We start from the raw sequence: 24,106 nt of genomic DNA, 5'->3' as shown, positions 1-24,106 counted from the left end.
TAAACTGACTCAAAGTGCCTTTGAGTCAGTCACATTCCCACTGTCCGAAAAAAGTTGGATCCTTCTACTGCATGGGGTTGGCATAGTCATTTAGTAGAATTTGTACTTCATCCGTTTCATGGATAATCCCCGGTCTTTCAACTGCGCAAACAATTCCCCTTCGCTTATAACCTGCTTTGACAAAACGAGTGGCAAGCTTGTCATGGCCCTCATAATGCTGTTGAATCTCTTCACCCGGCAAGGTACAAGGCATATTTTCCCCCATACAAAATAATCCTGCTCCACTTGGAAAGAGGATTCGTGAGCCAAGCGTGAGTTTCGTTAAATCTGGAAATCCCTTTACTAGCAGGTTAGCTCCCAGCCACTCCGGTTTGATCTGGTCGATTCCAAGTTCATCAGCAATTTGCTCTAATTCCTCTTGGGAGACAATCGTAATCTGTCTGCGGTTGAGGATTTCCGTTCCTCTTGGAAACATAGGCTGTCTTGAATCAGCTTTACTTGTTATCCCAAAATGGCGGTCACCCCTTATTCCGCCGAATTCGAGCATTGTTTCAGAAATCCGTCTAGTCACGAAGCTCTCTGGAAGGTCTGCTATTAATAGTCCTATGATGGTTGCTGCGGCCTTTTTCAAATAAATACCTCCACTTCTATTTGTCGAAGATGTTAAAACAATAGTACCATACTGAATCCATGAAACATGCCAATTGATTTTTAAAGCCTTCTGCCAATACAATGAACCTATGCTTATATTTTATTAAGAGGTGTAAAGTATGTACGTTTACCGCGATTATCCCGAATTTTCCTGGTCCAATTCCAGACATAAGACATTCTTAGAGTGCACACGAAAATATTATCATCAATACTATGAATCTCATAATGGCTGGGAGTATGAAGCCCCTGAAGAAAACAAGGCCGCTTATCGCCTAAAAAATATTAAGAATATCCCGATTCTTTTAGGAGATGTCATCCATAAGGTGATTGACCAGCAGCTCAAAAATTTTTTAAATGGGAAAATGCTTTTTACTGAGAGGGAAATGGTTGACTTGGTAACGCACCACCTTAATAAGGCCTATCTGGATTCAACCAAAAATCGCGCACATTGGTTTCGGAAGCCGAAGCGATATCAGATGCTTCATGAGATTTACTACGGAAAAGGGCTGAGCCCTGATGAGATTAGCTCCGCCAAGACGAAGCTGCGGCTATGTGCGGCTAACTTCTTTAGAAGTAAAACCTATCAAGATATTTTGAACAAGTTAGAAATGCAGGTTCTCCACTCAGAGGATTTTCAAACCTTTGAAGTGAATGGAGTTGATGTATTTGTTGTTCTCGACTTTGTATACAAAGATGTAAGTCAGGAAAAATGGGTTGTGGTCGATTGGAAAACTGGTAAAGAGTCAGAGGAAGACCGGAAGCAGCTCGCCCTTTATGCCCTGTTCCTCGCCCAGAAACAAGGGATCCCAATTGAAGACATCGTCCTGCGGAATGAGTATTTGTTAACAGGCAAAAACCAGGAATATCAATTGTCCCAGTTTGAGATTGACTCTGCTCAAGTATTAATGAATGAAAGCATCTATCATATGCTTGGCTATCTCGAAAATCCTGCAAAGAATAAGCCATTACACATAGACCAATTTGAGAAAAACTCATCCAACAAATGCCAGCGCTGCAACTTTAAAGAAAAATGTGAAGTTTAAAACATGGTGTCAGGCACCACAAAAAGACAGTGTCCACTGGTGGCTGACACTTAGATATCGTATTCCCATAAGCCTAGGTGTCCTTTTGCGGGGATGGGTTGTTCCAGCAACTGCATGTGTTTTACTTCCCATGCATAGTTTCCCACGTTGAAGTCTCCCAAGTAGTAGGAGTTTTCTGATACTATGGTGCCATTTTCTAGGACGGCCCATGTGGAATGATTGTCGGTTACCACTAAGCAATTAATTAGCTCACAGACGGCGATAATTAGTCCAGTCGGGAGAGTATTGACCGTATATCCATGCTTACCGAGCAAAGCTTGAATGGCTGGGTGGGAGCAGGCTTTCTTATCTATCTGTTTACTTGTATGGATGGCCAATGTGCCCCGGTAAGTGGTTTTCCATGTCCTGGTTTCATATTCGGCTTCTCTCAATACAAAAAGGCTAGCCCAAGGCTGTTTCATTGATAAAACCTTCATCAAACAGATCCCTCCCTAAAAATAATGTATTTTAAAGTATGCGCCCAGATTCTTTCCCCCATTCAGTCTTTTAAGCACTATTGACTACCTTCGGACCTCGTCCTTATGACCTCAAGTCGTCAATACGCCCTGTTGACTACCCTCGTGCGTCATTTTTTTGAGCTACGGTCGTCAATACGCTCTATTGACTACCCCAGTGCCTCATTTTTTTGAACTACGGTCGTCAATAAGTTTCCCATTGGCTGCCTGCTTAAAAGGATGCTTTCAAATTTTTATTCACCAATTGACACAACCATTGATACGTTCACTCTTAAAATGGACTTAAAACCTAAACTAGTTTTCCACCCTATTCATAAAAGTGTCTAAATGTAACATGCTATTAATAAAATATTTACACTTGAGGTGAAGGAATGCGAAATAGGTTCATTCTCGGTATTTTCACATTAGGATTAGGCATTATTCTGTTTGCTACCATGCGGCCGTTTTTCTTAGATAAAGGAGAACTGCGGAACCATACCATCACCCGCACAGATATCGGCAGCAAGCCTTTGCAGGTAAAAAATATTCAACAACAGAATGGCCAAATTCAAAGAATTAATATGATTAAAAGCAATCATCAACTCGTCCACAAGCTCAACAACAGCCCGGCAATCAAGGTGATTCACCATAATAAGCAGGACAAAAGCCATTACTATGAAAAAGAAATCGTCGTCAATTTCAAAACAATCCCTCCACAAGAAAAAATAAATCAATATCTAAAAGACATTGATGGAAGCCTGAGAGAACAACATGAAACCGTTTATATTTTTAAATCAAACCATTTATCTACTAATGAACTGGAAAAATATTTTATCAAAAATCAAGCGGTTGAATATGCAGAGCCTCATTATATTTTTATACCAAATGAGGTCAATGACACCTATTACCAAAGTTATCAATGGAATTTGCCGGCAATTGGGACAGAACGGGGTTGGAACCTTAGCCGCGGTTCCAAAAAGGTGAAAATTGCAGTGGTTGATACTGGTGTGGACCTGGATCATCCTGATCTTGCGCGGCGTTTAACAACCGGCTATAACGCCATAGATAACAACAACAAGCCAGATGATGATAATGGCCATGGCTCACATGTGGCCGGTATTATTGCTGCCGATACGAATAATGGTGTGGGTATGGCAGGAATCACGTGGTATAACCCGATTATTCCTGTAAAGGTAATGGGCGCCGATGGTACTGGTGGTTCTTTTTACGTTGCAAAAGGAATCCGCTGGGCGGTAGACCATGACGCAGATGTGATAAACTTAAGCCTTGGAAATTATCAAAGTTGTGATATCTTAGAAAGTGCAATTGATTACGCATTAGAAAAAAATGTCGTTGTCATCTCTGCAGCTGGTAATGATAATACCAGCCAGCGAAGCTATCCCGCTGCCTATCCGGGTGTCTTGGGGGTAGCTGCGGTGGATTGGGATGGAAAACGTGCGGAGTTCTCAAACTTCGGAGATTATGTGGATGTCGCTGCACCGGGTGTAGATATTCCAAGTACTTTTTCCAATGGAGAATATGCCTCCCTTTCTGGTACCTCTATGGCGGCACCACATGTTACCGCTTTAGCGGGCTTAATCCGTTCAGTCAATCCAAAGCTAAAAAATACCGATGTAGTCAAAATCATTACCGGCAGTGCGCAGCCGGTAGGTAAAAACACACGAAGTCCCTACTTTGGGAATGGGATTATAAACAATGCTGCAGCTCTCCAGATGGCAGAGAAAAAGGGTAAGTAGTGGTCAAACCAACTCTACTTGCAAATTTTTCATAAAAAATGGCTCCGTTCAACTGAACCGAGCCATTTTCCATTTCTCATTACTATAAACTAGTTATATTTAGACAGGTTTAAACCATTGTTTTCCTCCCACTCTGCATATAATACATCCCTATAATCGTTAATATCTCGATTGGTTAACTGTTCTTTAAGCCATTCTTCTGTCAATCCTGCTTCTTTAAGATTTCCGACAACCAATTTTCCATCCATGATCAGAGCAAAGGGCAAACTCACTTTCTTTTTAGGAATATTTAAGTCTTGTTTTGTAGGAGCCCCGTATTCATGTTTGGGGACAATGCTTAATTGTCCATCCCGTTCCAAAATAACATATTCTGCCTCAAAGATAGAAAAGTAACCTTGCTTTCTCATTTGCTGCTGCAGTTGATTTAAATCAATATGATTCTTTTTTAGGCTTTGATATAGGATTTGTCCATTTTTAATTAATAATGCTGGTTTGCCCTCAAACATGACTCTAAATGCCATAAACTTTTGGGTTGATTTTTCTACACAATAAATCAGCAGTCCCCAAAAGACAATGGTAAAAATGATTTCCGTTATATCAATCCGATCATCAAATACGGCATCCCCTACAAAATTCCCCATGACCAATCCAGTGATAAAATCAAACGGGGTAATCTGTGAAAACTGAATTTTTCCTAAAAATTTTAATACTAGGAGGAGGGTAAAAAAGCCTACTATTAATTCCAAAGCAATATCTAAATACATACATTTTTCTCTCCTAAACAGGCCCTAGATGATTCCTTAAATATATAGTGTTATCATTTCCCAGATTTTTTTATGTATTCTCAGGTTACTGTCTTTAACTTTTATAACTAAAGCAGAGCGTCCATTAACTGTTTATCATTCAAGCAAGCCCTCTAGTTTAGGGATCATTTTTTTTTTTAAAAGCTGTTGAAAAAATATCCTATTCCTTTAATATAGAAGTGACGTAATATTTTAAAAAGTTAGTTATTTTGGAATAATTGTGATAGGTATGATGAATATAAAATATTTCCAAATCGGAGGATTTATTTTTGCCAAACTTATATGATAAATTACCCATTGATGTATTAGCTCAATTTTATTTCCATATTAATGAAAATATCGAAAATGGTATCTTATCAAAAGCGATGTATTATGAAACTAAGCTGATTAAAAAGTCCATTATTAAAAAAGGGCTTCAGATTACCGATCTTGATAGATATATAAAACACCCGATTAGATAAATTTCAATTCAGTAAGCTTAATAAAAAGAGCTGAACAATTAATCGTCCAGCCCATAAAAGGTTAAGTATGAATATATGGGTACCTGCATCTAAGGCATTAACCTGGCTAAGGAATTTTCTCTTATATTCTCTTATTTTTTCTTATTCCGCGGGTGCCTCTTCAACTGCTATTTGATAGGCATCTAAAATCGCTTCACTTTCTAGTGGATCTTCAATGCCCACTAAATACTGGTTTCCCTCTTCTCCTTCAATTTTCATGACAACTGTTTCGTCGTCCGCCGCTAAAAGTGCATAGGATTCTTCCTCCATATCAAACAATGCCTCTACAGCGAATTCTTTACGATTGCCCTTCTTATCTTCAATTGTTATAAAATCTCTTGGTTCATCACCCATTAGTTCCACCCCTTTATCGGTTCTCATTATACTTTTCCCTTCAGGGTAAATCGTTATGAAATTTAACATAAGAAAAGCGAAAGCGCCTTGTTCAGCCCCGACAAGCACAAGACGAGCCGGCCGAAAGGTTGCTTTTTAACCTTTTGGACGGATTGGCTTGTGACCTCGAGGGGCTAGGCGCTGGAGCTGGACAATTCTCAAAGTCGAAAACTTTTATACTTTCTTACCTTATAAAAAAGCAGACAGTAGTTGATACTGTCCGCCTTTTCTTATGATTCACGCATTAAATTTTTCCATTCAATTCGATACAAATCCCGCCGGCGATCCTGTAATTGCCGGACCGAGCCGGATTTTTGCGAACGTCTTAACTTTTCAATATCCACGTCACCTACAACCACCGTATCGATATTGGCATCACATTCCCCAACAATTCCATCCCGGGCAAACTCAAAATCCGATGGGCTGAAAATTCCCGATTGTGCGTATTGGATGTCCATATTCTTCACATGAGTTAAGTTCCCCACCGTGCCAGCAATACAGGTATAAATTTGATTCTCAATTGCCCGTGCCTGAGCACAATACCTTACCCGTAAATAGCCTTGGCGGTCATCTGTACAGAATGGAACAAAGATGATGTTGGCCCCCATATCGACAGCCATTCGGCCAAGTTCGGGAAATTCAATATCGTAACAAATGAGAATCGCGATTTTCCCACAATCCGTTTCAAATACATTGAATTCATTACCTTCCGAAATTCCCCACCATTTCCGCTCATTCGGGGTGATATGTAATTTAGACTGCTTCTCAATCGTCCCATCCCTCCGGAATAGATAGGCTACATTATAAATCTCACCATTGTCTTCCACAAAATGGGAGCCTCCGACAATATTAACATTGTATCGAACCGCTAGTTCTGTAAACAATTCGATATATTGATCCGTATGAGTTGCTAGCAGCCTTACTGCCTGGTCAGGTCTTTTTTCTTCTAAGTAGGACATCAATTGCGTGGTAAAGATTTCTGGAAATACCGCAAAATCAGAACCGAAGTCTGCTGCCACGTTGACATAATATTCAACCTGCCGCTTAAACTCGTCATAGCAGTCAATTTTTTTCATCATATATTGGATCGCACAGATTCGGACAGGATCTGCTGCACGGTACACGCGCCGGGACTTCGGATGATAATCGATATTGTTCCATTCCATTAGCGTCGCAAATGCCTCTGATGCCTTGTCATCAGGCAGGTATCGGGAATTAATCCGTTTAATCCTAAATCCCTGCAGGAGCTGGAAGGATAACACCGGATCATAAATGCTGTGTCTTTCAACGGCATCAACATATTCACGGGCTGTCATTTGATCTTTGTATAAGTGATAGTTGGGAATACGTCCGCCAATAATAATGCTTTGCAGGTTTAACTCACGGGCCAGTTCCTTTCGTGCTTCATAAAGTCGATGGCCCAGCTTCATGCGGCGGTATTCGGGATCGACCATTACCTCAATTCCGTAAAGGTTAAATCCCTCTGGGTCATGATTGGTGATATACCCGTTGTCTGTTATGGTATTCCAAGTGTGTTGGTTTTTGTATTCATCAAAATTGATAATAAGACTTGAACAGGAGCCGACAATTTTGTCTTCGTATTCCACACAGAACTGGCCTTCAGGAAAAATGCGGATATGACTGCGGAGCTGTTCCTGCTTCCAAGGTTCCATATTCGGAAAGCATACCTTGCCTAATTCTATAATCTCATCAATATCTTCCATCCGTATGTTGCGGATAATGATTTTCTTTTCATATTTGGATACATCTGTTTCAGTCACTATCTCTCACCCTCTCGATAAGAGTCTTACCCTTATTTTTTAAAAAGTAAACTATTCTTTATTTATAGTTCCCAATAAAATACTTAATTACAGATTCTTAGTTAATTTTTTCCTTAGAAGGAGTTGCCTAGAACGGTGGAGAATACACTTTATAAGGTATACTGGTTCTGAAAGGATGAGAGCAGATGACAATTATCTTAGGAATAGTAGGATTACTAATTACATTACTGGTCATTGCCACTATTTTATCGATAGAAACTCAGTTAAAAAAACTTAATAAGACAAATGAGAAAATTGTGGAATTGCTTACTGATTTAACGAAAGATCAGTTAAAGTGATTGGTAAACTTTTAAATTCACCAAAAAGGAGGTCCATTCATGATTGAACTACACTATTTTGAACGAGCAGATTTTCAACAACTGATTAGCTGGATTGATTCGCCTGCATTTCTGCTTCAATGGAGCGGTCCTGGATTCGACTACCCCTTAACGGAAGAGCAATTAGAAGAATACATAAAAAGTGCCAATAAGGAGGATTCAAGTACCTTAGTTTATAAAGTAATCGATCAAGAAACCAGGGATGTGATCGGACATATCTCATTAGGAAGAATTGACAGAAAAAGTAACTCCGCGAGAATTGGCAAAGTGCTAGTCGGTAGTCAAGATGTTAGAGGTAAAGGAATAGGCCAGCAAATGATCAAGGCAATTCTTAAGATTGCTTTTGATCAACTACATTTACATCGAGTGAGCCTCGGGGTATTTGACTTTAATATTGCGGCGATTGCCTGCTACGAAAAGGCCGGTTTTATAAAAGAAGGTTTACTTCGGGATTCAAGTAAGAATGGGGACGAATACTGGAGTTTATGGGAAATGAGTATGTTAGAGGATGAGTGGTTAAAGCTGCGAAAATAAAAATGGACCCAGAACTTTAGTAAGCTGGATCCCGGTCGTTACCATTTCTCTTTGGTTAAAGATAATTCTTTTATTTTATCAATCCATCCCTTGAAGCTCCCAAATTCATCTGTCTCAAATCCAAAGTGTTCCTTTATCAGCCGGACAAATTTGCTTTCCTGGTCATGGAAGACACCATCTGAATAAATCAATTGGAAGAGTTCTGTTAAAACAATATTTTTAGTTCGTTCACTTTTGAAGCTTTCGAGTATATCTCTTAGATCCATCCCTGTCGGTTTATAATCCTCCAGCCCCAATTCCTTCTGATACTTGTTCAGTATGGAGGTTTCAAATATAGATAAATTCCCATCAATGGATGCGATTAAAACAGCAAGTTCAAGAAAAGCGGTCTTTTCCTCTCGCTGAAGTTCTGCTAAAAACATCGCTTCATCTCCTTTCTTTCTTATTTATACGAAAAAGGTTGGACTAGGTTTCATCTTTTTAAAAGATTGATTAAACAGCGGCTCAGGTTCCTGAATTAGAATAATAAATTGATATACTATTGATTAGTTTATGCAGTAGGGAAGATAAAAGGAGATAAAATAATGGATCGAAATAAATTTTCAGCGATAGCCCATCGTAATCACGCATTTGCTAATCCGATCGGTGAAGCTAAGCTCATGAAAATGATAGGAATGACGGCTCCAAAGCCTAACGATAAGGTGATCGATATTGGTGCCGGAAAATGTGAACTGTTAATCCGCTTAGTGGAAAGCTATCAGGTAAAGGGGACGGCCATTGAATTGTATGATGGTGCAATTGAAGAAGCAAAACGACGGGTAGCCACGCGGATACCAGAGGATAGCATTGACTATATCGCTGCAGATGCAGGTGCTGCCGTGAAAGGATTAGGACTTGGGAGTTTTGATTTCGGAGTTTGCATCGGTTCGACTCACGCTTTGGGTGGTCTTGAGGAGACCCTAAGGACACTTAAAAATCTTGTTAAAAAGAATGGTTATATTTTAGTTGGTGAAGGATATTGGAAGCAGTCACCTAGCTCAGAGTATTTAGAGGCACTTGGCGGTGCAGATGAATCTGAATGTAAAAGTCATGCTGATACGGTCAGGGTCGGTGAGGAGTTAGGATTAATCCCGCTCTGGTCCTATGTGGCAGATGATGAGGAATGGGATGATTATGAGTGGCTTTATTCCTCTTCTATCGAGAATTATTGTTTGGAGCATCCAGAGGACCCCGATGTTGAGGCAATGCTAGAGCGGATCCGATCTTGGAGACGGACCTATTTGCAATGGGGCCGCGATACTTTGGGGTTTGGGTTGTATTTGTATAGGAATTTGTAGAAGAATTGGAGTACTAAGTAAGGAAATTTCTAGAAGAACACTTTTTAGATGATTAGCTCGGATTAGCAAAACCAACTCAAAGTTATCCATATTGTCTAATAGGCCCGGCCTATTGGACAAAACCAACTCAAAGTCATCCATTTTGTCTTATAGATCCGCCCTATTGGACAAAACCCAACTCAAAGTCATCCATTTTGTCTTATAGACCCGCCCTATTGGACAAAAACAACTCAAAGTCATCCATTTTGTCTTATAGACCCGCCCTATTGGACAAAACCCATCCCCAAGTCATCCATTTTGTCTTATAGACCCGCCCTATTGGACAAAAACAACCCCAAGTCATCCATTTTGTCTTATAGATCCGGCCTATTGGACAAAACCCAACTCAAAGTCATCCATTTTGTCTTATAGACCCGCCCTATTGGACAAAAACAACACCAAGTCATCCATTTTGTCTTATAGATCCGCCCTATTGGACAAAAACAACCACAAGTCATCCATTTTGTCTTATAGACCCGCCCTATTGGACAAAACCCAACCCCAAGTCATCAATTTTGTCTTATAGACCCCTCCTATCAGACAAACTCATCCATTAATTTTTTAAAATGTCTTTTACAAATATTCTATTAGACAAAATTCACTGAAGCTTATAGAAACTGTCTATAAATCTTCTACATCCGACAAATATCCCTCATCAGCCACCATAATACTCCTTCCGCACAATCTCTACATTGTCTTTATGACACTCCTTCGTAAAGTTAGACGGAAATGGCATTTCCTTTTCCAAACCGCTCAGCTGGGCAGCATCCTCCTCCATCACAGCAGCTATCAAGCGCCTCAAATAATCCTGTGACAGTTGAATCCGGCGCCCCATCTCTTCCTGACTGTCCGTTGCCTGCCCATGCCCAGGCACCAGCAAGGACACTCTATGATTCAACAATACTTGTTCTGCCTTCCGAAGTGTTTCCTCATATGCTTTAGCACTGTAATAAATAAACGGCAGCTCAAAATCAGAAAGGTAATCACCCGCAATCCATAGCCCAAGCGGCTCGACTAACGTAAATAAGCCATCAGGCGTATGACCCTGCGCATGGTAAAAGGTTAGTGTCGTCTCCCCCAGTACTAGCTGCTCCCCATCTTCACGAATCACGTAATCTACTTCCGGAAAGCCAATCGTATAGGGAGGCTCAATATAATACTCATTATAAAATTGCTGAATCAGCTCTACCTTTTGCTCTTTTTGCGGATGTTCCTGCAATCCTTTACTGGCAATCACTTTCGCCCCAGGGAACGCATGATACCCGATGATATGGTCAAAGTCCCCATGTGTAAACAGAAGATACACTTCTCTATCTCCTTGAACACTTGCAACATGCTCCTTGATTTCCTCTATCTCATGTGGCAGCCAGTTCGGGTCCACCACGATGACGAGGTCCTCTGTCACAGCTACCGTACAGGTCGTCTGAAATAATGTACTTTGAAACACCGTTATGGATTCATTTTGAAATTGAATCATGACCGCTCCTTCTCCCTAAGGAATTAATAATATTTTTCCTGTACTTTTACGGCTTTCAAGATACCGATGAGCCTCCTCGCCATCCTTCAGTGCGAAAACGGTGGGCTCTGCTACTCGGACTTTCCCCTCTTCCATCCAGCGGAAGAGCTCCTTTGAACGAACAATCCGTTCCGCGCGTGAGGTTAGTACGTTCCACAGGTCGCCGCCTGTCAGGGTTTTCGATGTATCCATTAACATCCTTGGATCTACAGGAGCTGGGTCTCCTCCGGCCATTCCATAAAACACAACGGTGCCACCAACACGTGTAGCCTCAAAACTGTCGGAGAGGGTCGACCCTACTGAGTCAAAAACCACATCGACTCCTTTTCCTCCGGTTACTTCCATCACTTGTTTTTTCCAATCATCCTGATACAAGAAAACCGTTTTCGCTCCCGCATCCTTTGCGGCAGCCGCTTTTTCCACAGATGATGTTAAACCGATTACTTTTCCCCCGAGCAGGTTTACAATTTGAACAAGCAGCTGTCCTACACCACCAGCAGCAGCATGTACCAGAACCACGTCATTCTCTTTGACAGCATAACTATCCCGGGATAAATAGTGTGCAGTTAATCCTTGAAGCAAGACAGATGCCGCATCATTCAATGAGATGGATTCCGGAACTGGGATTGCTTTTTCAAATGGGACAGCAACCAACTCCGCGTTCGCATACGGTACATCAGCGAAGGCAATTCGGTCGCCCACCTTTATCCCTTCTACATTCGCTCCTACCTTTTCAACAATACCAGCCCCTTCATACCCTAAAATATAAGGAGGTTTGCCCGCTAAGTGGTAGTTCCCTTTTCTTCTGTATATATCAGCAAAGTTCAGGCCTATCGCCTTCATGTTTACGAGAATCTCCTCGTGACCGATCGTTGGATTATCCATTTCTGTAAATTCGAGAACTTCTGGACCGCCAAATGTATTAAATACTAATGCTTTCAACTAAAATACCCTCATTCGTTCAAAATTTGTTTACGCTTTTATTATTTAGAAATGTCCTTTAGAAAGCAAGTAATAAAAGGAGGCTTCACTCAGAGGAAAGGTAAAAAGGGTGTATTAATAACAAAAGTATAAAGGCTTGTGTTTGCAGCAACAAACATCAAGCCTCATAGTTTCATTTGAATTTTTGAATCAAACAGAATCACGTAAATAACCTATGGCAAACGGTATAGGATCCATAAACAGAAATGCTTCCCACAATAAAAATCATTGCCGGTATTAAATAAATAAGATAGAGCGAAATGAGGAGAATCCCAATTAACAAGACTGTTGTCAAAGGATAAGAAATGGCCATTATAAGTGAATTTCGAATGATATGTTTCCACTTAGTCTCAAAATGAGCCATTACGGGAAATAAATAAACAGTTATCGATAAAAATAATAGAGCTAACACCCCAAGAATACCCATCATTAGCATGTTCGAATGCACCAGTTGATAATTGAGAAAAATTAGATAGGCTAATCCAAACCATGGGATCGAGAGTCCCATGCTCTGAAAAAAACATTCCCGGAATAACCCGAAAAAGGTTCGGAAAACCCCGTCTGTTTCTTTGCCTATAACCCATTTTCGAATCACGCCATACATCGCAGTTGTCGCTGGAAAAATGGTCACCACTGGAATGCATACAATAAGCCAGATCAGATTCAATAAAAATAGGTCTACCATTCTTTCAATGCCCCTCAGCATTCGACTATTTAGGATATTCATGGATGACTTCCCCTTTTTATTTCCAGATTGAGTTTAACTGATAGACTTCTAATGAGACGAGTGTAACATCTCCTCCACTTGCAAACAATGCTAATCCCTCACTTGTGCTGCTCGGAAAAATTAGGTCTGTCATGATCGTTTCACCACTATTAGCAAACACTTCAACTGAAGACCAGTCCAAGAATAAACGAAGTTTCACTCGATTTTCCTCTGGTTTTACTCTTGCAGAGTGTCTACAAGCGAATAACGGATGGAAAGAAGTTTCACCTGAATGCTCACGGTTGATAAATAGTTCCTCTTTTACTGCATCATATCCAATAATTGTCTTTTCTTCATTTGAAGTCCTTACTTCTAATCCAAATTCCGTTGCAGAATTCAGTTCAAACTCAGCCAGTATTTCGATTTCTTTTCCTTTACAATCGGATAGCACATTGTCGGAATTTGAGTGAATGATTAAATCTTGCCATTTTCTGTTTTCTTTCCGAAGACTTTCTATTTCCTTTACAGGAGTCTGTGTTAATCGGATGCCTTCAGGCGTGTTGTGAAGTGACAACTCCCTTGGCAGGGTCATAGCGCTTCTCCATTCTTTCGTCGGTGTGATGTTAGCGTATTTCCAATTACTCATCCAGCCGATAAATACCCGTCTTTCGTCCAATGTATCCGACCAGGTTACTCCTGCATAATTGTCACGGCCGTAGTCGACCCACAAAACCGTTTCATCCGAATTATCATTGATAAACGTTTTTCCATCGAATTCTCCAACAAAATACTGCGTTCGGGAACCTTCTGGGTGCGCATCATCGTTTCCGATGCTGACAATCATGACCCATTTCTTCTTATCCGTATCCCCAATTGGCAATTTAAACAGGTCCGGACACTCCCATACTCCGTTATGGGAACCGGCTGTCCTGCCAAATTCACTTGCAAAGTCCCAAGTTTTTAAGTCATCTGAAAGATAGATTCTTACATGGTTGCCAACAGCTAAAATCATGATCCACTTATGTGACTCTTCGTGCCAGAATACTTTTGGGTCGCGGAAATCTGCGATAGTATGATCAATTAAAACGGGGTTCCCAGCATATGTAATCCAGGTTCTCCCTTTGTCCGTACTATAAGCGATGCTTTGCGTTTGTTTTGGTCCATCTGCTGAAGTGAAGATGGCCACAAGGCCTGTTCCTCCGTTAAAAAATCCGCTGGAATCCTTCCAATCCACTACCGCACTTCCGGAGAAAATTGTACCATTTTCGTCAGGATATAAAGCAATCGGCAGATGCTCCCAATGAATCAAATCCGTGCTTACCGCGTGTCCCCAATGCATGGGGCCCCATACTGTGCTATACGGATGATATTGATAAAACAAATGATATTCTCCTTCAAAATATACCATCCCGTTGGGGTCGTTCATCCAATTGGTTTCTGGTGTAAAATGATACTGCGGCCGATAGTTTTCTGTGTACTTTTCTGAACTTAGCAAATTAGATTTCTCAATTACCATAGTTATATGTTCTCCTTTGTCGTTACCTTTGAAGTAATCAGTGTTTTTGTCTCATCGAGAGTAGGCATACTTAGAATCGCACCTCTTTTGGATGTAGCTAATGCGCCTACAGCGTTAGCAAACGAAGCTATTTCTGTTAATTCTTCCTTCGATAAGTTATCGATCTTGCCGTCTTTCTCAAGAACCTTATAAAGAACCCCTCCAAGGAATCCGTCTCCTGCTCCTGTAGTATCTTGTACATTTACTTCATATCCCGGTACTAGACCTGTTTTTTCTCCATGCCTGAAAAAGCAGCCATTTCCACCTAAAGTGATAAACAATAATGGAACTTGATAGTTTTCCCATATCAGTTTGGATCCTTCTTCTAAATCACTAACCCCGGTAAGAAACACTAATTCTTCCTCAGAAATTTTTACAATATCGGATAATTGAAGCCCTTTGAACATCATCTCTTTGGCATGTTCTAAACTTCCCCATAACGATTCCCGTAAATTTGGATCAAAGGAAATAAGAACACCGTTTTCTTTCGCAAAAGAAACGGCTGCCAGGGTGGTTTCAGCAGAAGGGTTATTCGTCATTGATACAGAGCCAAAGTGAAATATCCGTGAATCTTTAATCGTTTCAAAGTTTATCTCTTCCACTTCTAAGGTTGTATCTGCCCCAGGATCACGATAAAAACTAAATGTTCGATCCCCCGTATGATCCAGGTGGACAAAAGCTAAAGTTGTATTGGTATGTACAGAGGTCACTAGCCCTGAAGTATCCACATTGATTTGCTGCAATGTATTTCTTAAAAAAGTTCCAAACTGATCGTTTCCAACTTTCCCTATAAATCTAGTTCTTTTTTGAAACTTAGATAATACGGCCAAAACGTTTGCTGGCGCACCGCCTGGATTCTGTTCAAACAGAATCCCTCCATTTTCTGAAAACCCGGAAGGTGTAAAATCAATCAGTACCTCCCCGATTGCTGTAATATCGTACATGTATGTTCACCTGTCTCCTTATTTTTCAGTGTACCTTAGAAAAAATAAGGCAGAACAAAGGCGGCACCCTTAATGTTCTGCCCTCTAATAAATCCACGAATTATTTATTGTTCTTATTAAAATTATCAAGACCTTTTTGGTATAGTTTCATTAGCTCAGGAAGTCCCATTTGGTCTAATTGTTTTACATAACTATCCCATTCCTTTTCGATCCCACCATCTTGCAGCCAGTGCGCTTGTTTTTGATTAACAAACTGAGTAATATCGGTCTGCAGCTGATTGACTCGTTTGGTATCCTCTTCATTAAAGAAAACTTGTGGATAGTTTTCTTTTTCAGCATATGGACGATAATACTTATCTAAAATTGCCAAACGTTCTTTTGCACGCGGCTCCATGTCGACTACTTTTCCGAAGTCATCTTTTAATACCACGAATGGTCCTCCAGGAGCTACTTTTTGACGGAATTCTCCCATTGCCACACCAGCTGGCAATTCTTTATTTACAAGCATTCCATTTGCATCTTCTTCATAAATTTCACCAAGTGGACCCCAGTCAACCTGAGCCGATTCTTTTGGATCATATAACTGGTCCACCCATCTTGCCGTAATCTCTGGATATTTATTGGCTTTCGTGATTACAAAAGCATCACGGCTGTATTCAGAGTAATTAGAACGTCCTACAATCGGTGTTCCATCTGGTCCTTTAAGAGGCGGCAGAACCGCATAGTCATCTTGACGGTCCGTTCCGACTAGTTCAGTATCTTCCCACCAAATAAACGAACCAAGTGTTTCGTCTTTTGTTTTCCCTTTTGAGAATAATTTTGCTTGATCCTGGGTGGTTGCTTCGGGATCAAGGATTCCTTCTTTCACCCACTTATGGTAATAAGCAATTGCCTTCTTATATTCCGGCTGCACCGCACTGAAGATGACTTTTCCATCACGGACAATACGGTGGTCATTGTTGTCAGGAACACCAAAAGCAGCAATCATATCACCAAAGTTTCCACACCAGCCATTAAATAGATACGTTAACCCAATCTCATCTTTTTTGCCGTTTCCGTTGGCGTCTTTATCCTGGAACGCTTTTAGGACATCATGATATTCTTCAACGGTAGTCGGCATTTTCAAACCTAACTTATCCAGCCATGTTTTGTTTATGTACATGGTGTTCGGCAATCCAACAAGGTCCATTTCCTCTGCTCTCGGCAGTGAATAAATGTGTCCATCAGGAGCAGTGATCACACTCTTTAGAGCTGGTCTTTCTTCTAATCTCTTTTTTAGGTTAGGCATATACTTATCTATTAATTTATCGAGAGGAATGATCGTTCCATCTTTTGCATACTTCACAATATCTAAATCTGTAAATCCGGAATTATAAAAGGCATCTGGTAAATCTCCGCTTGAGAGCAGTAGGTTTTTCTTCTCTTGATATCCTTCACTTGGAATGTTGTTCCACTTAACTTGAACATGAGTCTGTTTCTGCAGCTCCTTGAACAGTGTCATGTCTTTAAAATTTGGAGCTAAAGAGGATTTAGGTGATACAAAATTCAACGTTATGTTTTTATCAACAATCGGTAAGCCAGTTTCATTCATCTTCACATTGACTTTCTTTTCACTTGCATTGCTGTTTGAACTATTCGAGCAGCCAGCGAGAATAGCAGATAAACTAATTGATAAAACCAGTGAATTCCTTACCCATGACTTTTTCATGTCGTGCTCTCCCTTTATGATTATTTTTTTATTTTCAGGCTGTGTTAACTTGGATGTTGATTTCCGTTCCAGGCGTTTCGCTTTCCGCGGGCGGTCCGGGGAGCCTCCTCGGCGCTTAAGCGCCTGCGGGGTCTCCCCAGCCCCGTACTCCCGCAGGAGTCTTCACGCCCTCCACTCCAATCAACATGGCTCAAATTCAAAAGTATCTGTTAACACAGCCTATTTTTATAAAATGGCGAAATGGTTGCGGTTATCTAAATGATCATCCCTTTACTCCGCCAATTAATACACCTTTAACAAAATGCCTTTGAACAAATGGATAAACAATTAACAATGGGAGGGCTCCCACAATAATAATTCCATATTTAATGATTTCTCCTACCTGCTGCTGCGCTGCAAGGTTATCAAGATCGCTTAACATTTTGATGCTAAGCTGATTTTGGGTCAGAATATTTCTCAAGATTAATTGCAAAGGATAAAGACTCTCATCATTTAAATAGATGAGGGCATCAAAGTACGAGTTCCATTGTCCAACTGCGTAAAACAAAACCATAACCGCTATGATTGGTTTAGAAAGCGGCAGTACCACTTTCAGGAAAAATCTAGTGTTAGAACATCCATCAATTTTCCCTGCCTCAAGAAGTTCATTCGGTATATTCTCTTCAAAGAAACTTCTGGCTACTATCAGATTCCAAACCGCGACTGCTTTAGGAAGAATCATGGCCCAAATTGTATTAAGCATTCCTAAATCCTTGACCACTAAATAGGTTGGGATTAACCCCCCATTAAAGAACATCGTGAAAAGGATCACCATCATAAAAAAGCTTTTTCCGTAAAAGTCCTTGCGTGAGAGCGCATAAGCTGCCATTAGTGTCAGTGAAACCTGTACAATCGTTCCAACAACAGTGTATACCACCGTGTTTTTATACCCGAGCCAAATTTTCGGGTCGCTGAAAATTCGCTTGTATCCTTCAAAAGTGATATCCTTCGGGAAAAGCCAAACATCACCGTTATAGACCATATTCGGGTTGCTGATGGAAGCAATAATGACGAAATATAATGGATATAATACCGCCAAGCAAATCAGCGATAAGAAAATGGTATTAACCACGTCAAATATCTTATCTTCTTTTGATTTTATTTTTTTTACTGTACTTGCCATGTTTAATCCTCCTCACCATAGCCCTGAGCCAGAAAGTTTCTTGGCTGTTTTGTTGACAATAAAGAGCAGAATCAAATTAATTATGCTGTTAAATAATCCAACTGCCGCTCCAAAACTGTATTCAGCTTGCTGTAATCCCACTTTATAAACGTATGTTGGGATAATCTCTGCAGCCGGTTGATTAAGAGGCGTCTGCATCAGGTAGGCCTTTTCAAAACCAATATTCATTAGATTCCCAACAGACAAAATGAGAAGAATAATGGCTGTAGGCATAATTGCTGGTATATCAACATGTAAGATTCGCTGCCATTTATTTGCCCCATCCATCGTTGCGGCTTCATGAATTTCCGGGCTGACACCTGCGAGCGCAGCGAGATAGACAATACAAGCCCAACCCGTTTCCTGCCAAACTCCGGAACCGATATAAAGGGGCTTAAACCAATCAGGCTCTGACATAAAAGCAACCGCTTTTCCTCCGAATAACGTGACAACACTATTAATTAGTCCTTTATCTGAAAAAAAGACAAACATCATTCCAGCGAGTACCACAATGGAAATAAAATGCGGGGCATAAATGACGGTTTGGACAAATCGCTTATATTTTTCATGAATCATTTGATTTAGCAAAAGGGCAATAATAATGGGCATCGGAAATCCGATGATAAGTTGAAAAATACTCAACCCCAGAGAATTCTTAATTAAATCCCAAAACTGATAAGAATGAAAAAATCGTTCGAAGTGTTCAAAACCTACCCAAGGGCTTCCTAAAATTCCAAGTGACGGGGTAAAATCTTTAAAGGCGATTAAAACACCATACATAGGAATATATTGAAATACAATAAAATAGACGATGGCTGGCAATAAAAAGAGATAGAGCTCATAGTTTTCCATGATCCTTTTCACTCTACTTTTCTTGTTTAAACGCTCCAATGGAATGGTAGATGGTTTTAAGGAATTAGTGGAAGCTTTTAAGGTTAATTTCATATTCTCTCCCTCAACTTTTTTTAAAATAAATACATGTTCGAGCAGGCAATCTATCAGGCTGCAAGACTAGCTTATGCACTCCATTTCAGCTGTTGAAACGTTTCCATCAAGAGTTAAAAAAATTTAGTACCTATTCAAGGAAAAGGGGGACGGTCATTCTCTCATTTATTTCATGACTCCCCAGCTATCCTGTTGAAACGTTTCCAATCTTAGCTAAAAAAATTAGTTACGTTGTTTCCCCTTTCCGATAGTGAATTGGTATTCGATAAATCTCTTGCTCCAGCTCTTCGCCTTCAATTTTTCTTAGCAAAAGGTTGACAGACATTCTCGCCATTTCTTCAACCGGCTGTCTGATGGTGGAAAGGATTGGATGAAACAAATCATTGTCCTGAATTCCGTCATATCCAATGACCTTTACATCTTCAGGAATTTTCAAGCCTTTTTCATTTGCTTTTTTGATGTATTTAGCAGCAAGAATATCTGTATTCGCAAAGATTCCATCAATATCGCCATGGTTTTGAAAGAAACGGTTGAAAAAAGCATCATCGTTGTATACATTGTCGTTTTCTTCAAATGTGACACATTCGATACCGTGTAATTTTGCTTCATCTACGAATCCGTTTTTCCTCAGGACGACTTCACTATAAGCATCACTCGTTATACCTAGATATGCGGCTTTCTTTACTCCAGCCTTTGCAAGTTCTCTTAAAGCCACTCTTCCACCTTCATAGTTATCACTTGTCACACAGGTAATGTTTGTTCCTAAATGACGATCAATACTAATAAATGGAATGTCCGTATTTACATTTGCTTCAATGTCATTGTAAGTGAGTCCGATAATACCTGCGACTTTGTTTTGGTAGAACATGTCAAGGTAATAGACTTCTTTATCAGGCCTTCCCCCGCTATTACAGAGCATTAGCTTAAACCCATCTTGGTCAAGTTGATCTTCGATGTAAAAGGCCATTTCTGAGAAGAAAGGATGCCATACACTCGGAAGCAAAAGCGCAACCATTTTCGACCTTTGCATTTTAAAATTTCTTGCCACTTCGTTAGGTATGTAGTTTAATTGTTTAATTGCATCATTTACTTTCTTTATGGTTTCGGGTGTCACATTTAAATGATTGTTTATGACTCTAGAGACAGTGCCAACCCCTACCCCTGCTAAATTGGCAACATCCTTAATACTTGGCACTACAATTACCTCCGATTTTTATGCAATTTAATGAACTAATTATCCCTTTGGAAACGTTTCATTCATTTGATAAGCCTATCTTACCATCACCATGGAAACGTTTCAATATGTTTTTAAAAATTTTTTAAAAATTTTTTAAAAAACAATGCACCTACGCAAACGGCGGGCAATTAATGTCCTCCTAAACAATAAAGGCGGCAGGATCACATCCACCGCCCATACCATTATTCAGGAATCATAATTTCGAGTTTACCAGTATGATTTGTTACCTCCACTACTTTATCAACAAACAAGTATGGCGTATCATAGCGGTCTTGCTTTTTAATATCGATATAACTATTGTTCGCTGTCAGAACCGGAAATACAGCATTCGTTTTCTTAAATAGATTTTGAGTAACCTCAACCTCTGCCATTAAAATGATCTGTCTATTTGATAACGCAAAATATAACTTTCCAATCTCGCGGTCATCCTCAATAATTTTCACCTGCTGCAGAATCGAAATCAAGCAGGCCGAAAAATCATTTACCTGTTCGTTTGATAATCCTGCCAATTCAACAGCTGCTAAAGCTTTATTGAGTCCATTTTTAATTTCTTTAAACGCAAACACATCTTCGATACGGAAAGCTGATTTTGTTTTCCCAAGGCTTTCGAATTTTTTCCTTGTTTCAAGAAGGTATTGTGTTACATAACCTTGATGTTGATCTCGCAGCATTACAAAGTCGGTCAGTTCTTGTATACTTCGAATCTCTTTAGTTTGCTTTCGGATTGCTAGTAAAAACCCATATAGGTCCTTTTCATCAAACGTGTTTTCTAGTAATTTTTCGTAATAAAATTTCAGTAATGATTGCTCTTTTTTATCCATTGTTGTCTCCCTAAACTGTAATCTTTCCTTATTGTACAATAAAGGTGACTTAATGGACTAAGATTTCCAAAGAAAGAGGGATATTGTAATCATTTTCATAAGGTAAACTTATGTATTTTATAAAATTTAATTACTTTTTTTTATTAACCCTTCAGGTTATGATAGAATAGAGAAGAACATGTTAGAGTGGGTGTGTCCTATTTGTAGTCTTTGTTTTAAAATAAAATCGACCAAAAAACCCATCTATTGACACCATGTTTTTGCTATAATGGTCGTAATCCCCATAACTTCCTGCATAAACCCACTAGAAACTAGTTTTCATGTATATTAAAAGGAGGCTCCATTATGTATCAAATCAAAGGTAAAGAAAAAATATTTGTTTATACAGGTCCCGATGGTTCAGGACGAAAGACAATTGCAAAAATGGTCGCTACTGCATTTGATATGGAAACTGTCATCTCTTATACTACCCGCTCCCCCCGTCACTATGAAAAAGACGGTGAAGATTACCACTTTGTCAGCCAAGAAACATTCAGTCAGATGGAATCCCAACAAGAATTTCTAGAAAGCGTTGAAATTGATGGTTTTCATTATGGAATTCGCGAACAAGACATTGTTGAAGCGTTTCAAAACCACGACTATGTCTATCTTACCTTGAATCCTGAGGGGACAGAAAAGCTGAAAAAGATGTATGGCGAAGGAGTCGTCCGAATCTTTATCTATGCTGACCGTGATACCGTTATTCAAAGACAGCATGACCGTCAAGATGCAGACGATGTAATCGAGCGCCATATGACTCATTATGATGAGACCATGAGTTATAAAAGCAGTTGTGAATATGCTTATGAAAATTATGATTCCCCACAGGTTTCCTATCAAATCAGCGAATTGATTGAATCCTTTTTGGATCGGAATCTCGAAGTAACAGATTATTAATCATTCCAAACGAAGGCAAACAGTGCCAGGCACTGTTTGCCTTTTTTTGATTGACTGGACAAGGGAGACATAAATATGATATAGTTACCCAGGATAACTATTATCAAGAGTAACTATTTATTATAAGAGGTGTTTGCCATAAAAACTTCTCAAAAGTTTTTTCATCAATTACTAATGATGTACCGGCCATTTGAAAACAGGCTTAATGTTCATCTTGCTGAACACCAGCTCTACAGAGCACAATGGTCGATTTTGTACTATTTAGCCCAAAATGGAACTGCTACGCTTGTGGAGCTTTCCCATTATATGAGTGTCGAAAAGCCGACCATTACAAGAACGATTAGCCGGTTAGAGGAACTTGGATATGTAGAGCATGTTCCAGGGAAGGATAAACGTGAAAAAAGAATGCAGCTTTCGGAAGCTGGCAATAAAGTTTATCAAGATGTTCGTGTAACCATTGACCAATACGAGCAAGAAATTTTAGAAGGAATTACTGAGCAGCAACAAATCGAGACCATCCAAATCATGGAGGAAATACAACATAATATTTACAAAGTAAGGGGTAATTAATGTGAATACATCAAGATTATGGACGAAGGATTTTATTATTGTATCCGGGGTTAATTTTTTGATTAACCTTGTATTTTACCTGTTGATTGTTATTATTGGCGAGTATGCAGTCGATCAGTTTCAGGCATCAACAAGTCAGGCAGGTCTGGTGACCGGAATCTTTATCATTGGTTCTCTAATTGGCCGGCTTTTTACCGGACGGTTTATTGAGTCCCTCGGCCGCAGAAAAACGCTATTTATTGGGCTAGTCTTCTTTATCTTAACTACCATGCTTTACTTAATTAGTTCGAATATCGGGATCATGCTGATAACCCGTTTATTGCACGGTGTGGCTGCCGGTATCGTCGGGACCGCAACAGGTACCATTGCCGCTCAAATCATTCCCGCAGCACGTAAAGCGGAGGGCATTGGTTACTTCAGCATGAGTACTACTCTTGCAACAGCAATTGGTCCGTTCATTGGGTTATTTATGACTCAGCATACCACATTCCAAATGATCTTTATTTTTTCCGTTGTTCTAGGGGTCATTAGTTTTGTTACTTCATTGTTTGTGTATATACCAGCAATCACCATGACTACACAACCGTCTTCGGTCGAAACGAAAAGTTTTAAAATCTCGAACTTTATCGAGCCAAGGGCACTGCCGATTGCCATTATTACTCTTGTCATCTCGTTTTGTTATTCAAGTGTTCTTTCCTTTATTAAGTTCTATGCAAATGAAATTAACCTTGTAAGTGCCGCAAGCTTTTTCTTTCTTGTTTATTCGATTGCTGTTTTATTTTCACGCCCATTCACTGGCCGCTTAATGGACACAAGAGGGGCGAATTATATTATGTATCCTGGCTTTATCATTTTGGCGGGCGGTATGGTGCTTCTAAGTGCCGTCAACTCGGGTCTGATGTTACTTGTGGCTGGTGCGTTGATTGGTCTTGGCTTTGGTAATATGCAGTCAAGCACACAGGCGATTGCGGTCAAATTAACGCCGGCACACCGGATGGGATTGGCCACTTCTACTTTCTTTATTGCTCTTGACGCCGGATTAGGTTTTGGACCTTATATCCTTGGATTCATCATTCCAGCAACCGGTTATAGATCGTTGTATGTCATTCTTGGCTTAGTTGTTCTTGTTTCAACTGCCCTTTACTATTTCTTACATGGTAAAAGGGAAAGTGGTATTAGAGCAAATTTAAATAAAGTAGCATAATGTGAGTAAGAGGCGGATTGCTTTCGCCTCTATTTTTATAGCTAAGATTCTAGCCTATTGTCCATGACTTGCA

The 24,106-nt window shown here is 39.9% G+C and carries 25 protein-coding genes; 9 read left to right on the top strand and 16 right to left on the bottom strand.

Annotated elements, in window-relative coordinates; translation table 11 throughout:
* Positions 1-64: 64 nt before the first annotated feature.
* Complete coding sequence (locus L1999_RS03140) at positions 65-631, bottom strand: MOSC domain-containing protein (RefSeq protein WP_235742178.1); 567 nt, start codon at positions 629-631, stop codon at positions 65-67.
* Between the two features lie 139 nt (positions 632-770).
* Here L1999_RS03140 and L1999_RS03135 point away from each other — a divergent pair, with 139 nt between their 5' ends.
* The gene (locus tag L1999_RS03135) at positions 771-1,694 is read left to right on the top strand and encodes a PD-(D/E)XK nuclease family protein (protein ID WP_235742177.1); all 924 of its coding nucleotides are present in this window, start codon (positions 771-773) and stop codon (positions 1,692-1,694) included.
* Positions 1,695-1,744: 50 nt separating this feature from the next.
* Here the strand turns inward: L1999_RS03135 and L1999_RS03130 are convergent, their stop codons facing one another.
* Positions 1,745-2,170, bottom strand: coding sequence for an ASCH domain-containing protein (locus tag L1999_RS03130; RefSeq protein WP_235742176.1), 426 nt, complete (start codon positions 2,168-2,170; stop codon positions 1,745-1,747).
* A gap of 410 nt (positions 2,171-2,580) precedes the next feature.
* Between L1999_RS03130 and L1999_RS03125 the strand changes: the two genes are divergently transcribed.
* A complete protein-coding gene (locus L1999_RS03125; protein WP_235742175.1) occupies positions 2,581-3,945 on the top strand; it encodes a S8 family peptidase in 1,365 nt (454 codons plus the stop codon).
* A gap of 89 nt (positions 3,946-4,034) precedes the next feature.
* Here L1999_RS03125 and L1999_RS03120 read toward each other — a convergent pair whose 3' ends face one another.
* Entirely contained in the window at positions 4,035-4,709 is a 675-nt protein-coding gene (locus tag L1999_RS03120) for a YetF domain-containing protein (RefSeq protein ID WP_235742174.1), read from the bottom strand.
* Between the two features lie 308 nt (positions 4,710-5,017).
* Here L1999_RS03120 and L1999_RS03115 point away from each other — a divergent pair, with 308 nt between their 5' ends.
* On the top strand, positions 5,018-5,209 hold the full coding sequence (locus tag L1999_RS03115) for a hypothetical protein (protein WP_235742173.1): 192 nt from the start codon (positions 5,018-5,020) through the stop codon (positions 5,207-5,209).
* A 141-nt stretch (positions 5,210-5,350) separates the two neighbouring features.
* On the opposite strand, the gene L1999_RS03110 is transcribed toward L1999_RS03115, so the two are convergent.
* Complete coding sequence (locus tag L1999_RS03110) at positions 5,351-5,629, bottom strand: DUF1292 domain-containing protein (RefSeq protein WP_235742172.1); 279 nt, start codon at positions 5,627-5,629, stop codon at positions 5,351-5,353.
* Between the two features lie 242 nt (positions 5,630-5,871).
* Positions 5,872-7,422 (bottom strand): bifunctional GNAT family N-acetyltransferase/carbon-nitrogen hydrolase family protein, encoded by a 1,551-nt coding sequence (locus tag L1999_RS03105; protein WP_235742171.1) that lies wholly within the window; start codon positions 7,420-7,422, stop codon positions 5,872-5,874.
* Positions 7,423-7,607: 185 nt separating this feature from the next.
* On the opposite strand from L1999_RS03105, the gene L1999_RS03100 reads away from it, so the two are divergent.
* Together L1999_RS03100 and L1999_RS03095 are read left to right on the top strand one after the other, a co-directional pair.
* Entirely contained in the window at positions 7,608-7,760 is a 153-nt protein-coding gene (locus L1999_RS03100; RefSeq protein ID WP_235742170.1) for a hypothetical protein, read from the top strand.
* Between the two features lie 39 nt (positions 7,761-7,799).
* A complete protein-coding gene (locus tag L1999_RS03095; RefSeq protein ID WP_235742169.1) occupies positions 7,800-8,333 on the top strand; it encodes a GNAT family N-acetyltransferase in 534 nt (177 codons plus the stop codon).
* 38 nt (positions 8,334-8,371) lie between these two features.
* Here L1999_RS03095 and L1999_RS03090 read toward each other — a convergent pair whose 3' ends face one another.
* Positions 8,372-8,755 (bottom strand): TerB family tellurite resistance protein, encoded by a 384-nt coding sequence (locus L1999_RS03090; protein ID WP_235742168.1) that lies wholly within the window; start codon positions 8,753-8,755, stop codon positions 8,372-8,374.
* Positions 8,756-8,917: 162 nt separating this feature from the next.
* Between L1999_RS03090 and L1999_RS03085 the strand changes: the two genes are divergently transcribed.
* Positions 8,918-9,670, top strand: coding sequence for an SAM-dependent methyltransferase (locus L1999_RS03085; RefSeq protein ID WP_235742167.1), 753 nt, complete (start codon positions 8,918-8,920; stop codon positions 9,668-9,670).
* Between the two features lie 694 nt (positions 9,671-10,364).
* On the opposite strand, the gene L1999_RS03080 is transcribed toward L1999_RS03085, so the two are convergent.
* The 10 genes from L1999_RS03080 to L1999_RS03035 all read right to left on the bottom strand — a co-directional run bounded on the left by L1999_RS03080 (position 10,365) and on the right by L1999_RS03035 (position 21,323).
* The gene (locus L1999_RS03080) at positions 10,365-11,186 is read right to left on the bottom strand and encodes an MBL fold metallo-hydrolase (RefSeq protein WP_235742166.1); all 822 of its coding nucleotides are present in this window, start codon (positions 11,184-11,186) and stop codon (positions 10,365-10,367) included.
* Positions 11,187-11,201: 15 nt separating this feature from the next.
* Positions 11,202-12,167 (bottom strand): quinone oxidoreductase family protein, encoded by a 966-nt coding sequence (locus L1999_RS03075; protein ID WP_235742165.1) that lies wholly within the window; start codon positions 12,165-12,167, stop codon positions 11,202-11,204.
* 199 nt (positions 12,168-12,366) lie between these two features.
* Positions 12,367-12,933, bottom strand: a complete 567-nt coding sequence (locus L1999_RS03070; RefSeq protein WP_235742164.1) for a YesL family protein — start codon at positions 12,931-12,933, stop codon at positions 12,367-12,369.
* A 16-nt stretch (positions 12,934-12,949) separates the two neighbouring features.
* Positions 12,950-14,428 (bottom strand): glycoside hydrolase family 32 protein, encoded by a 1,479-nt coding sequence (locus L1999_RS03065; RefSeq protein ID WP_235742163.1) that lies wholly within the window; start codon positions 14,426-14,428, stop codon positions 12,950-12,952.
* 2 nt (positions 14,429-14,430) lie between these two features.
* A complete protein-coding gene (locus tag L1999_RS03060) occupies positions 14,431-15,411 on the bottom strand; it encodes a carbohydrate kinase family protein (protein WP_235742162.1) in 981 nt (326 codons plus the stop codon).
* Between the two features lie 100 nt (positions 15,412-15,511).
* Positions 15,512-17,119, bottom strand: a complete 1,608-nt coding sequence (locus tag L1999_RS03055; RefSeq protein WP_235742161.1) for an ABC transporter substrate-binding protein — start codon at positions 17,117-17,119, stop codon at positions 15,512-15,514.
* A 262-nt stretch (positions 17,120-17,381) separates the two neighbouring features.
* Positions 17,382-18,281: a carbohydrate ABC transporter permease gene (locus tag L1999_RS03050; RefSeq protein ID WP_235742160.1), complete on the bottom strand. Its 900-nt coding sequence runs from the start codon at positions 18,279-18,281 to the stop codon at positions 17,382-17,384.
* Positions 18,282-18,293: 12 nt separating this feature from the next.
* Complete coding sequence (locus L1999_RS03045) at positions 18,294-19,265, bottom strand: ABC transporter permease (protein WP_235742159.1); 972 nt, start codon at positions 19,263-19,265, stop codon at positions 18,294-18,296.
* 226 nt (positions 19,266-19,491) lie between these two features.
* Positions 19,492-20,460, bottom strand: a complete 969-nt coding sequence (locus tag L1999_RS03040) for a LacI family DNA-binding transcriptional regulator (RefSeq protein ID WP_235742158.1) — start codon at positions 20,458-20,460, stop codon at positions 19,492-19,494.
* Between the two features lie 224 nt (positions 20,461-20,684).
* A complete protein-coding gene (locus L1999_RS03035; protein WP_235742157.1) occupies positions 20,685-21,323 on the bottom strand; it encodes a hypothetical protein in 639 nt (212 codons plus the stop codon).
* Positions 21,324-21,668: 345 nt separating this feature from the next.
* Between L1999_RS03035 and L1999_RS03030 the strand changes: the two genes are divergently transcribed.
* The 3 genes from L1999_RS03030 (at position 21,669) to L1999_RS03020 (ending at position 24,033) form a co-directional block, all read left to right on the top strand.
* On the top strand, positions 21,669-22,259 hold the full coding sequence (locus L1999_RS03030) for a guanylate kinase (RefSeq protein ID WP_235742156.1): 591 nt from the start codon (positions 21,669-21,671) through the stop codon (positions 22,257-22,259).
* Positions 22,260-22,397: 138 nt separating this feature from the next.
* Entirely contained in the window at positions 22,398-22,829 is a 432-nt protein-coding gene (locus L1999_RS03025; RefSeq protein ID WP_235744232.1) for a MarR family winged helix-turn-helix transcriptional regulator, read from the top strand.
* Positions 22,825-24,033: an MFS transporter gene (locus L1999_RS03020; protein ID WP_430540021.1), complete on the top strand. Its 1,209-nt coding sequence runs from the start codon at positions 22,825-22,827 to the stop codon at positions 24,031-24,033. Before L1999_RS03025 ends, L1999_RS03020 begins: the two co-directional genes overlap by 5 nt.
* The last annotated feature ends 73 nt before the right edge of the window (positions 24,034-24,106 follow it).

It is taken from the genome of Neobacillus drentensis (assembly GCF_021560175.1).
GTDB lineage: Bacteria > Bacillota > Bacilli > Bacillales > Cytobacillaceae > Neobacillus > Neobacillus drentensis_A.
This window is presented reverse-complemented; position numbering and strand designations above follow the sequence as displayed.